We start from the raw sequence: 12,569 nt of genomic DNA, 5'->3' as shown, positions 1-12,569 counted from the left end.
TTAATGCTTCATTCTCTTCCCCCACTTAATAGCTATTGTTGTGCTTTCATGTCTTTATATAAGTGCATTGTGTATTCACTCTCTACTTTGCTTAGCTTCTGTTTGTTCAAAACGTTTCTCCAGGTAACGTTGATAAAACCAAATGGCGATAGCAAGCCAGCAACCACTAGCAAAATACCCTCCAATAACGTCGCTAGGATAATGCACACCTAAATAAATACGACTAATACCTATTGTCAGAATCATTATAATGCTAGTAACGATTAAAAGTGTACGTCCCCAGCGAGTAGGAATATGACGCCAGAGCAAGAATGAAAGAACGCCGTAAACAGCAAAGGCACTCATAGCATGTCCACTTGGAAAACTATAACCATTTATTTTGATTAATCGATGAAAATCAGGACGTGCACGATGAAAAAGCAGTTTTAGCAATTCATTAAGAATTGGAGAGCCTACAATAATGGCTATAAATAAAATAAGCTCCGTTCGATGTTTTAATACTTTATAAAGAAAAAATAAACTAAAGAGAGAAATCACTGCAACGGATGGTGTAGAGCCAATGAAAGTAAAACCCTTCATAATAGCCGTTAATCCAGGAGATTCGAATCCTTGAATAAACGATATAATAGAATCATCGGATGCCTCAATTTTTGATCCACTAATTAAAATAGCCATCCCACTAAAACAAAGAAGGGAGAATATGCTTAACATAAAAGCCATTGTAAATTGGAATTTCAACTTCATACTAGACACCTCTAATTTCTGTCCTTTATCAAGCTACTTTTGATGGAATGTGATAAGGTCTTTTTATTTTTACATTTTAATGTTTCTTTGTTTTTGCAGTTAGGAGTATTAAAAATAAAGAGCTTGTTTTATATGCACATTTATAAAGAGTTATTAAACAGAGGCAATACAATCGTTACATTTGTTCCTTCGCCTTCTTTACTTTCAATGTTAATAGTGCCGTGGTACTGTTCAACCCAGCGTTTGGCTATAGCCAGCCCTAAGCCCAACCCTCCCTGTTTTCTGCTCCTTGCCTTATCCACTCGATAAAATCTATTTAAAATATAGGGTATATCTTCTTCTGGAATTCCAATTCCTTTATCCATTACTTTAAGGGATACCTTTTCATTGATTAGAGAACAGTCTATAACTACCTCTTTCTCTTCCTTCTTAGAATACTTGACTGCATTATCTAACAAAATGATCAATATTTGTTCTAGATGTCGAGAAGAAATATTCACATAAAGATTTTCATGTGAATGTTTTATTTTAAACTCATAGTTGCTATACAGTACTTCAAAATTCCTTACAACATGTTGGACAGTCGTCCATACATTGATAGGTTCAACATCTACAGGATTTATCAGACTATTTTCAGCTCGGGATAACTCTAATAATTCTTGCACCAGATTCGTTAAACGCTCTACTTCTTTCAGACTGGATTTCAAGGATTTATCTAGTATTGCAGCATCATTTTTGCCCCAGCGATTTAACAACATCAAATGTCCTTGAATAATGGCTAACGGAGTCCTTAATTCATGTGAAGCATCCTCTACAAACTGTTTTTGCTGTAAAAAGGAGTCTTCGAGGCTATCCATCAACTCATTAAATAAACTACCTAATTGAGCAAATTCATCGTTTTTTTCATTAACTGGAACCCGTTCTTCAAGGCCATTTGTTTTTATTTTTTTCATCGTCAATGTTAACGCTTGAATGTTAGATAGTATTTTCTTTGCTAGAATTGTTCCACCTAAAATACTAAAGATAAGCGATCCTACTCCTGCAGCAATCATTAGTAAGAAAATCTTATCCATAAAGGCATCGGACATCTCCATATTTCTAATAATTTCAACCGTTCCAGAGAAGTTGTCGGTGACGATAGGAGAACGAAGAACGAGTAGACGTTCGTCGTTCTTTCGAATCACTTTATACTCTTGATGCTTCACTGTTTTCGGTTGCTGCCAGTTTGGTGAAACATTATTTGAGGTACTAGTTATAACGTTTCCTTTCGTATCAAGAATCCGAATCAGCTGATTCTTCTCATTAATTTTTGATAAGTATCCTTCACTGTTTTCAATTTGGTTTAAAGATAAAGGTTCATCATCAGATTGAATAAAAGCTAGAACTTCTTTTAATTGATGAATACCATTTTGCTTCTCATAATTTAAAATACCGTTATCAATCACAATATATTGAAAGAGGTTATAAGAGAGAAAAAGAAAAAATAAAAACATGGAAGACCATAAAGTTATCTTCCATCTTATAGGTAAATCTTTTATATATGTTATCTCTTTTCTCATTCACGCATCACGTACCCAACCCCTCTAATAGTTTGAATATATAACTCTTTGTCCTCTGCACTTAATTTATTTCTTAAATATCTGACATATACATCTACAACATTCGTTTCAACAACTGAATCGTACCCCCACACTTGTTCTAACAGTATATCTCTCGTCAATACTTTATTAATGTTACGCATAAAAATGGCTAGAAGTTCAAATTCTTTGTTCGTGAGTTCAATAGGCTTTTTTTCTTTTATCATTGTTCTTGATTCCAAATCAAGTTCAATATCTTTAAATGTTAATAGTAGCTTCTGATTCAACATCTTGTTGTTTTCTTGACGTCTAAAAATGACTCGCATCCTTGCAAATAACTCTTCAATTGCAAATGGTTTCGATAAATAATCATCGGCCCCATTATCAAGCCCCATTACCCTATCCATGACACTATCCTTAGCTGTGAGCATAATAACAGGAGTATCCTTAGTTGTTCTTAGTCTTCTACATACTTCAATTCCATTTAATCCAGGCATCATTAAATCAAGTAATATAATATCGTAATTCTGCTTGGTTGCTTTATCTAAACCAGCGCGCCCATCATAAGCTACGTCAACTAAATATCCTTCATATTTTAGTTCTAGTTCTAAAAATTCTACTAATCCTTCTTCATCCTCTATAATTAGTACCTTTTGCATATAAGATACTCTCCTTTGTCTAAAAATAAAAAAACATAGAAACTTTTTCTATCATTAATGAATGCTGATGCTATGTACCCTGATTTTGAAAGATAATAATAAAAAAGATGAACTGAGTTTTTCTATAATTCCTCTTCTTCCTTCAAACCTTTTCTTCAATTTATCAAGTGAAAATTAAATTTCAATAAAAAAGAGATTAAGAATAAATGAAATTATTTCTTAATCTTCTTTAATCAATCATATAAAGCTACTCTCGAGATTCCCCTTAGAACCTTCGATGTCAAACGTCATGGTGAACTGTGCATATTCTTACTATTAAAATTTAACTTTCTTTAATGGTGTATCCTATACCTCGAACAGTCTCAATGAGTGAGGTACTAAATCCTTCTTCAACTTTCTTTCTCAAATAACTTATATAAACATCAAGTACATTTGTGTCGCCATCGTATTCATATCCCCATACATTCAGTAAGATACCTTCACGCGTAACCGTTTTATTTTTATGAAGGACTAAATAAACCAATAAATTATACTCCTTAGGTGTTAAGCAGATTTTTTGCCCAGCTCTAGTTACTTCTCTTGATTCGGTATTTATAACTACATCTTTAATTAATAATAATGAGTCATTTTCTGTCTTATCTCTAATAACAAGATGCTTATAACTTAGTAAAGAACGTATCCTAGCTAGCAATTCTTCAGTTTTAAATGGCTTAGTTATATAATCATTTGCTCCATGATCTAATCCCATTACCTTGTCTAGAGTTGAATTACGGGCTGTTAAAAGAATAATAGGCACGTAATTTTCTCTCTTTCTTAATTTACGCAAGACCTCTATACCACTCATTTTCGGCAGCATAATGTCAAGTAGAATTAAATCAAACAAATCTGATAAGGCTGTTTCGAGACCATCTCTTCCATTGTTTTTTATTTTCACTTGGTAACCTTCATGTTCAAGTTCCATTTTTAATATGTTTCCTATTTCTACTTCATCTTCCACAATTAGAATGCTTTCTTTCATCGAACCCCTCTTTTCAAACTCGAGATTTTTACATATCGTTGTTCCCATAACGAAGAGAAGTATATGGCTACCACAAACCAACACCTCATTGAAAGATAGGAAATTTTAAGTGCTGAACATAAAAACATAAGATAAAAGACTGCTATTAAGATGTGATATCAAATTCCCTACCCATTGTTCTTTGCTTTAATAACAATTACTTCACTAATATCATTAAAGTTGGATGAGGGTTTTACAATGGCCAATTGTGTTAGTCCATATTCATCGGGTTTTACTTTAATTACTTTTCCTAAAGCTAATTTCCCTTGAAAAATTGAACTGATAGGAGAGGTTTGAACTTTATCTCCTACATTAACCTCAGCCTCACTAGGAATTTTTCTAATAATTAAATTACCCTTTTTATCATCATAGCCTTCTAATGTTCCATTTACGTTTTTCTTATCCTTTAACATTACCGCCATGCGATTTGTCCTAAGGTTTGAGCTAATTAGTTCTACTATAGAGGTTGACGAGAAAACTTTAGATACCTTCCCAATGACTCCATTTGTACCTAGCACATTCATATCTATTTTTAATCCCTGATTCTTTCCCTTATCAATTGTTATTTCATTGTTCCAATTGTTCGTTGAGCGACCAATTACGGTAGCTGTTACAGGATTATAGGCTTTCACCTTAGCTTCTGTTTTTAGAATTTTTTTAAATGCTTTATTTTCATATTCCAACTTATAAACATTTGCTTCATCCTGATTTTCAGTGGCTAGTTTATTCTTTAAGGTAACGTTTTCCCGGTAAGTGGAAAATAATTGACTCACTTGTTGAGGTTCACTCCAAGAAACCTTGTCTAGAAAAGGTAAGCTATCTTTGTACAAGCTCCCAACAACAATGAATCCTCCTATAGCAAGAATCCCTCCTATCAAAATATATCTATGTCTTCTCTTCTTTCTTTGAAAACGTATCAAAATGGCACCTTCCTACCAATAGTCATGCTATTTATAATATTATTAGCTGTTTCTTAAAAACTTCTTAAGTATTATCATCTTTGAACTCTTAATAGCTGTTTGACGTTCTCCTTCTTTCAATGAATTGTACTTATTTTCTGGTTTCAGAAGCTGAAGGCATAACGTTATGGTAAAAAAAATTGGCTCATATGATTTAAATTTAATACTGTGTAATGAAATTAAAATGAAATTAAAATGAGAATTCAATGAAAAGTTTTTTATAGAAATCTCATTAAATTCTTATTTACTTTTCATTTTCATTTTATAAAAAGACTGTACAGTTTGAATTGCAATGATAAGGCTTTTAAAGAATTTTTTAGAAAAACTTTAGGTATGTGTGCCGTTTATTTAAGAGAATAAACAGTTAGCACAAGAAGGAGAGAAAAATTAAAAATGCAAGCATCTTCGCCAATGAATAAAATTGCACAAATTACCCTTGTTTTTTGGATTATGAAGATTTCTGCTACGACACTAGGTGAAACCGCAGGTGACTTATTAGCACAAACACTGGGAGTTGGATACGCAGTTAGTACGCTAATCTTTTTTAGCATATTTTTAATTACACTTGTAGCTCAACTGAGCTCTAGGAGATATATTCCGGCCCTTTATTGGACTGTTATTCTGTCAACTAGCGTAGCTGGCACAACAATGTCTGATTTTATGGACCGTACACTGGCATTAGGTTACGCAAAAGGCTCGATGATATTAATCACTATATTGTTGTCGATATTTGCATATTGGTATTTTAGCGAGCGTTCATTAAATATCAATTATATTAGAAATCGCAAGGCTGAAGTACTTTATTGGATTGCCATTCTTTTCTCAAACACATTAGGTACAGCTTTAGGGGATTTTTTGTCTGATACGTCTGGCCTTGGGTACATAGGTGGAGCTATTTTAATCGGCAGCTTACTAGCATTCATCGTTATATGTACCTTCTATACAAAGATTTCTCGTGTATTTTTATTCTGGGTAGCATTTGTTTTAACTCGCCCTTTCGGAGCAACATTTGGAGATCTTTTGACAAAGCCACATGAAAAAGGTGGTTTGGACTTAGGTACGACAGGATCTTCTCTAGTCCTAGCCTCCATTCTTATTGCCTTTATGATTTATACAACATTTAAACAAAATAACGTAAGTTCAGAACAAGCGCTGTAGATTTTCTTTTTTATTTAATACATTATAAAATTCATAAAAAGGAAAAATCTAATGAAGTGACTGATTGCATGAACACCCCCTTTTTCGCACATACTCGTACGGAGGTGGTGTTTATGGTTAATCAGTTAGAAGTTCTTACCCAGCATGTCAATGATAAACAATACTATTACTGGCTTCATCACGATTTATTTAGTGCCCAATGGTGGCTAATTGTGATTTTAAATGCGCTCTTTCTATTCATTTTTTATCTGCTAGTTGACCGACAACGAATGGTATTTATTCTCTTAGTATTTTTCATTAGCTTTGTATTAGTAGGTATTGTGGATGAACTGGGAAAGTTCTTTGATGTATGGAGCTACCCTCATCAATTCCTAGTGTTTACCCATCGGTTTAATTCCGTTGATTTTGCGGTTATCCCAGTTATACTTACGTTGGTGTACCAATTCTTTAGCAAATGGAAGTTCTATTGGATTGCACTATTATCAAACTTGTAGTCCCACTTATAAGCCCCTACTTTGGATGCTGGCTCATACTTAGCTAAAAACCATTTGTTATTTACATTCATCTCTATATTTTCCTTTATAACCTTTATATTTTGCCATCTAAATAGACTAAATCACAGGTTTATTCTATTTTAATTATATATCAAAATTGAGTTGGGAAACTTGAATATCATATACAAAGTTAGTTAACATAATCACTCTTTCCAGAAAACATGTGAAAAACGATCCCTTGATAATCAAGGGATCGTTCACTTTTTGTTTTTCTTTTTTATCTTTGAAATACCATTGGTTATTGTACATTTTTACCACTTATAGCTTAAACGAGATTGTAAGAGATTGTCCTTAGTGACCCATAAAAAATTCCCCTCCACGTATAGTGTAACCCTCACTCTCAAAGAGTAGTTTTTTCACACTATATTTAGAGGGGATAATACCAAATTTTACTTATTTTCTCGCATTACTTGAGCTACTTCAGTAAAAATTACGCCTAAGCCATGTGCACCTGCGTCCGGATAACCAAGACTTCTTTCTCCAACCGTACCAGCACGTCCCATACGTGCAACAATCTGTTCAGTTGATTTTGCTCCTTCAACAGCAGCTTCTGCTGCTTTGACAAGAGCATGTTTCAAGCTTTCACCTTCAGCAGCACTTGATGTTAACGTATCTGCATAAGGTACTAAGGCATCGATTAAAGTTTTATCTCCCACAACAGCTCCACGTCCAAAAGAACGTTCTCCTGTTGCTTGAATTCCTTTTACAGACGCTTGAACCATTTCAGCAAATTCTGCTAAAGTGAGTTCGGTTTTAGATTCGGTGTTCTTTCCAGCCGCACGAAACGCTGATCCCCAAATAGGTCCTGATGCTCCACCACAGTGCTCCATGATAACGATAGAACACGCCTCTAAAAAGTTGCCAATATCATTTGATTTATTTTCTAGAATTTCGTGCCATTCAGATTTCAACTGTTTGAATCCTTTAGCAACACTCATTCCAAAGTCCCCATCACCAGCATGGGAATCTAATTCACAGAATGGTATTTCATTTCTAATAATACATTCACTCATTTGGTCAACCATAAAAATAATATTATTCAACGTCAATCGATTTTCCGTTACTACGGAATATTCTTTGTTGGTTTGCACCTCATAGGACACTTTCGGGGCCTCCACGGTACCGATGATTTCATCATAAGTGACAGCTGGTACTTCACCTTTGATTCTTAGCGCAGGAGTATCGCACTCTTCAGATAAGAGACTCTTTAAGTTTTCATCTAATTTCATAATTGAAATAGAAGCACCGGCCATATCAATGGCTGTCATATAGTTTCCGACAAACGTTCTTGCAATCGTTACTTTTCTACGTGACAATTCACGAATGACAGAATGATTTAATAAATATAGTTCTTGAAGAGGTGTGCTTCCAAATCCATTAATTAGGACAGCCACTTCTCCTTTTCCATCTTCTATCCCTATTTCTTTTAATAATGCCGTTACCATGCGCTCTGCAAGTTCGTCTGCTGAAATAATTTTTTCGCGACGGATACCAGGTTCTCCGTGAATGCCAACCCCAAATTCCATCTCATCTTCTGCAATCTCAAACGTAGGAGTTCCTTTAGCAGGAACTGTACAAGAAGTTAGCCCAATACCAATGCTTTTAACATTCGCAATAGCGTTTTCTGCTGCCTCTTTCACTTTTGGTAGATCATATCCGCGTTCTGCTGCAGCACCTGCTATTTTATGGACAAGAACAGTACCAGCTACTCCACGTCTTCCAACTGTATATAAACTGTCCTGTACAGCAATATCATCATCTACTTTTACATAATCCACTTGAATTCCATCTTCTTCTGCCAGATAAGCAGCATTCTTGAAATTCATCATGTCACCACTGTAGTTCTTAATAACTAGTAAAGTTCCCTTATCGCTTGCTGTTTCTTTAATGGCTTGATAAATCTGTATTTGAGAAGGTGAGGCAAATACATCACCACAAACTGCTGCATCTAACATGCCCTTGCCAACATATCCAGCGTGAGCAGGTTCATGTCCACTACCGCCCCCACTAATTATACTTACTTTGTTTTTATTAATTTGCTCTTTTTTAATGACTTTATATTTTTCAATTAAATTCAGTTCAGTATGTGCTAGAACCATTCCTTTACACATTTCAAGTACGACATCTTCTGGTTTATTAATAATTTTTTTCATCTTATATTAACCTCTTCTTATAATCATTTCCAATTTGATCTGCTGCGATGATAGCTGCAGCTACTGACTCTGGAGTAATAGGGAATGGCATAGAATAAATAGATTCCTCTGGAATACAAGCTTTATTAGCTACTTCCATTAACTCTTCTTGTGTGATTTGTTCTACTCCAATATCAGCAAGACAAACTGGAAGTCCTACTGCTAAACAGAAATCTAACACTTCTTCTATTTCCTCAGTTGGGGCATTTTCCAATACCAATTGTGCTAATGTACCAAAAGCTACTTTTTCACCGTGGAAGTAGTGGTGCGCACTTTCTAAAAGAGTAAGTCCATCATGAATTGCATGTGCGCCAGCTAATCCACCACTTTCAAACCCTAATCCTGATAATAAGATATTGGCTTCAATAATATTTTCTAAGGCTGGAGTAACAACATTATGATCGCTTGCAGCTTTTGCTTTAACCCCGTCCTCTAATAGAGTGTTGTAGCAATGTTTTGCTAAAACTAACGCTGCATTTGTACCTTTTGCTGGTGCACATAAGTCCTCACGCACTCCACAAGGTAATCCAGCATTTACATTAGAGAAAGAACGTGCTGTTGCTCTTGCTTCGAAATAAGTGGATAATGCATCTCCCATACCAGATACTAAGAATCTAGTAGGTGCATTAGCAATCACTGTTGTATCAATCAATACAACACTTGGGCTTTGCTTAAAGTATGCGTAATCATCGAAAGCACCCTCTGGTGTATATATAACTGCGGAATGACTTGTAGGTGCATCTGTAGCAGCGATTGTTGGGACGATAATTAATCCCTCTCCCTCTGCCACACATTTTGCTGTATCAATTGCCTTACCGCCACCTAAACCAATTGTACAATCACAGTTGTTTTCTTTTGCTATTTCCTGCAATCTAGAAATTTCTGGTCTTGAACATTCGCCATTGAATCCGCCTTCAAAAAATGTAATACCATATTTTTCTGCTGTTGCATCTAATTTGTCTTGTACACGTTTAATATCTTCAGGATGTGCTATTAAAAGTGCAGAAGTACCAAATGTTTTCACGAAATAACCTAGGTTTAAAATTTCATTTTCACCTTGAATGTATTTTGAAGGACTAATAAATGCTTTCCTCATAAGTAAAACCTCCTAATTGACTTTGTAATCCCTTACAATTGGAATTTTACTATCTTTTGTCCAAGATTACATTAGTCTTAAATGACGAGTTTTTACAACCTTTTATCGTATTTTTTTGCTCTCTTCATTTAATATGGTATTATTATGACATTATTTCAGGTAAAAATATTACCAAGTTCATGTTGAGCAGAGATGACCTTTATCGCTAAGAACTCTTTTATTTCATGAACTAAAGAATAAAGAAAAAGTATTCTCAAATAGTTGATTTAAACTACCACAAGGTAAGTAAGGGAGATAAAAACATCATTGAAAACTACTTACATGAATTTAGATAAAATACTAGATTTAAAAAAGTGGCGAAATCTTCAAGATTCGCTTGCTCTTGTTACAAAATTAGCGATTGTCACGGTTAACTATAAAGGAGTGCCCATTTCTCAACACAGTAGCGTACGTCCATTTTGTGAGACTATGCGTAAAAATCCTAATACAGCAAAACTTTGTGAAAAGTGCGATGCGCGGGGAGGACTAGAGGCAGTCAGAACCAATGCTCCTTATATCTATTTATGCCACTGGAATATTGTCGATATTGCCATTCCCATTATAATTGATGATAAATATGTAGGTGCCATCATGGCGGGAGAAGTGAAAATTAAGGATGGTGACAAACATCCTCCCTTGGAACAAATGCTTACTGTTCCATCAAAGGGATTTGAACAGAATTTAAATAATAATGAGGAAATACAGAGTCTATATAATTCTATTCCTACTCTATCCTATACAGAAATTAACGACGCTGCTCAAATGTTATATAGGCTTTGTAACTACATTGTAGAGGAAGCTATGAATAAAAACTTAATTTTAGAAGTATATGAAAAGATGGCTCCAGTAAAAGAGGACCTTTCTACTGAAGACATTTCTTACGGTTATTCTCTAGATAATATTCAAAATATAAAAAAGGAATTAGCCAACACAGTTACTAATGCTTACGTAAAAACGTCTATTAACGATCACTTAGTTTGTAAAAACAAAGTATTACAGCCAGCCTTTGACTACATTTATAAACATAAAAGAGAAAAAATATCTCAACAAAAGATGGCCGATTTATGTCACATTAGTACAGGTTATTTCAGCCGTATATTTACCAAAGAAACGGGTATGAATTTTTCTGTTTTTATTTCTCTCAAAAAAATAGAGTGGTCCAAACAATTATTAGAAAAAACGGATTTGTCTATTGCACAGATTAGCGATGAATTAGGTTTTAACGACCCCGGGTATTACATCAAGACATTTAAAAAATATGAAAATATAACTCCTAACGTCTATCGGAAATATTATCAAGAAAAGCTGTAGAATTTTCAGTCCTGATGTAAGAAATATATATAACTTTTCCATACTGATACTATTACTCTAAAAAGGGATACTCTCAGTATGTAAAAGCAAAATCTCTTTAAGTGGAAACACGATTGATTTTTATCTGAGTAAAATAAGAAATAAACAAGCAGCATATTAAATAAACAAATTTTTTATTTACTCCATCCACTTCATTGGGAGCATATCACACATGAATGAACCCATACAAAAAGACACCTTGATTGCCAATATCGAGGTGTCTTATATTTTTTTCATAAAAAATAAGAACTAATCAGCCGTAGAGGCCTCTTTTAATTGGTTTAGCAATTGATCAATGGATTGGTTAATTACAATGGTATTTTCACTGGTGAATCCTTCCTCTAAAACAACTTGAATCATAAGTTCTCTTCCTGCCTCTATATCTACAAGTAAAGCTTTTATTAAAAATTGTTCTTTATATATACTTGCACTTACCTAATCACCTATTGCTCTAAGTTGCTACTTTTTTATTTAACACTAACTATATTTTGGCTTTCCAACAATGTTTTTTCCTGTAAAATCCAATTAAAAGCTCGGAATCCCCTTTTTAGGATTTGAATAGCTCATTTTTTATATCGAATGCGTGTTATAATACATTTTGTAGATGCAAATAAAATTTCCATTCCTAATTTCATAGTTAAGAAAAGTCCTCAATTTATGAGGACTTTTTTATAATTAACATAGAGATATTCAATTTTTAAATTAGAAATTGAATATTTACCCTACCACCAGAATGACAAAAAAGGACAAACATGATGACTTGTTTGTCCTTTTTACATAGATGATATGTAAGATTTAATTTGCTATCAATCACTTATTTGTTTTAAACGTACTAAAGTTAAACAGTATAACAGCAATAATAAGCTCTATGATAGCGCCTATTTTTCTTTTAAATCAGAGGTAGGCATGAAGAAAGAGACATTTTACAATAAGGTAAAAGTATACGGGGCAAGGAAGTAAAGTCTTCTTCGTTTCCTAATTTTATTAGATGTCCTAACAAAATAAGTGACTCAACAGTTTGTTAATAATCAAGCTTATAGCTTTAATAAAATCACAGTTTTTTTAAAAATACGTTGATTTAAAAAAACACCCTGAATTAGGTATTCTTCATTTAGATATTCATACTTCCAATTTGGATCATGTTCAACTACTGTAATGTTCATTTTTCTCCCCCTTAATCATTT

General features: G+C 33.9%; 12 protein-coding genes. 3 read left to right on the top strand and 9 right to left on the bottom strand.

Going from position 1 to position 12,569, the window contains the following annotated elements; genetic code table 11:
• Nucleotides 1-75: 75 nt before the first annotated feature.
• The 5 genes from MKY06_RS09170 to mreC all read right to left on the bottom strand — a co-directional run bounded on the left by MKY06_RS09170 (nt 76) and on the right by mreC (nt 4,957).
• Nucleotides 76-744, bottom strand: coding sequence for a phosphatase PAP2 family protein (locus MKY06_RS09170; RefSeq protein ID WP_098278823.1), 669 nt, complete (start codon nt 742-744; stop codon nt 76-78).
• 140 nt (nt 745-884) lie between these two features.
• Nucleotides 885-2,303: a HAMP domain-containing sensor histidine kinase gene (locus MKY06_RS09165; protein ID WP_098278822.1), complete on the bottom strand. Its 1,419-nt coding sequence runs from the start codon at nt 2,301-2,303 to the stop codon at nt 885-887.
• Nucleotides 2,300-2,980, bottom strand: a complete 681-nt coding sequence (locus MKY06_RS09160; RefSeq protein WP_029324506.1) for a response regulator transcription factor — start codon at nt 2,978-2,980, stop codon at nt 2,300-2,302. Before MKY06_RS09160 ends, MKY06_RS09165 begins: the two co-directional genes overlap by 4 nt.
• 322 nt (nt 2,981-3,302) lie before the next feature.
• Nucleotides 3,303-3,998 carry a response regulator transcription factor gene (locus tag MKY06_RS09155; protein ID WP_029324505.1) on the bottom strand — a complete coding sequence of 232 codons (696 nt, stop codon included), beginning with the start codon at nt 3,996-3,998 and terminating at the stop codon, nt 3,303-3,305.
• Between the two features lie 167 nt (nt 3,999-4,165).
• The gene (gene mreC / locus MKY06_RS09150) at nt 4,166-4,957 is read right to left on the bottom strand and encodes a rod shape-determining protein MreC (protein ID WP_029324503.1); all 792 of its coding nucleotides are present in this window, start codon (nt 4,955-4,957) and stop codon (nt 4,166-4,168) included.
• 432 nt (nt 4,958-5,389) lie between these two features.
• Here mreC and MKY06_RS09145 point away from each other — a divergent pair, with 432 nt between their 5' ends.
• Nucleotides 5,390-6,154 carry a COG4705 family protein gene (locus tag MKY06_RS09145; protein WP_223268917.1) on the top strand — a complete coding sequence of 255 codons (765 nt, stop codon included), beginning with the start codon at nt 5,390-5,392 and terminating at the stop codon, nt 6,152-6,154.
• A gap of 113 nt (nt 6,155-6,267) precedes the next feature.
• Nucleotides 6,268-6,648 carry a hypothetical protein gene (locus MKY06_RS09140; protein ID WP_098278821.1) on the top strand — a complete coding sequence of 127 codons (381 nt, stop codon included), beginning with the start codon at nt 6,268-6,270 and terminating at the stop codon, nt 6,646-6,648.
• Between the two features lie 449 nt (nt 6,649-7,097).
• On the opposite strand, the gene dhaK is transcribed toward MKY06_RS09140, so the two are convergent.
• Complete coding sequence (gene dhaK / locus MKY06_RS09135) at nt 7,098-8,861, bottom strand: dihydroxyacetone kinase subunit DhaK (RefSeq protein WP_029324498.1); 1,764 nt, start codon at nt 8,859-8,861, stop codon at nt 7,098-7,100.
• A gap of 1 nt (nt 8,862) precedes the next feature.
• Nucleotides 8,863-9,996, bottom strand: a complete 1,134-nt coding sequence (locus MKY06_RS09130; RefSeq protein WP_013056510.1) for a glycerol dehydrogenase — start codon at nt 9,994-9,996, stop codon at nt 8,863-8,865.
• Between the two features lie 306 nt (nt 9,997-10,302).
• Between MKY06_RS09130 and MKY06_RS09125 the strand changes: the two genes are divergently transcribed.
• A complete protein-coding gene (locus MKY06_RS09125) occupies nt 10,303-11,346 on the top strand; it encodes a PocR ligand-binding domain-containing protein (RefSeq protein WP_098278820.1) in 1,044 nt (347 codons plus the stop codon).
• Nucleotides 11,347-11,634: 288 nt separating this feature from the next.
• On the opposite strand, the gene MKY06_RS09120 is transcribed toward MKY06_RS09125, so the two are convergent.
• Both MKY06_RS09120 and MKY06_RS09115 read right to left on the bottom strand, forming a co-directional pair.
• Nucleotides 11,635-11,766 carry an aspartyl-phosphate phosphatase Spo0E family protein gene (locus tag MKY06_RS09120; RefSeq protein WP_218007435.1) on the bottom strand — a complete coding sequence of 44 codons (132 nt, stop codon included), beginning with the start codon at nt 11,764-11,766 and terminating at the stop codon, nt 11,635-11,637.
• 653 nt (nt 11,767-12,419) lie between these two features.
• Entirely contained in the window at nt 12,420-12,548 is a 129-nt protein-coding gene (locus MKY06_RS09115) for a GrpB family protein (protein ID WP_141528257.1), read from the bottom strand.
• Nucleotides 12,549-12,569: the final 21 nt, after the last annotated feature.

The sequence above is a fragment of the Priestia sp. FSL P4-0332 genome, from assembly GCF_038005845.1.
In the GTDB taxonomy this organism is placed as follows: domain Bacteria; phylum Bacillota; class Bacilli; order Bacillales; family Bacillaceae_H; genus Priestia.
The sequence above is the reverse complement of the archived record's forward strand: the minus strand, read 5'-3'. Positions and strand labels throughout refer to the sequence as shown.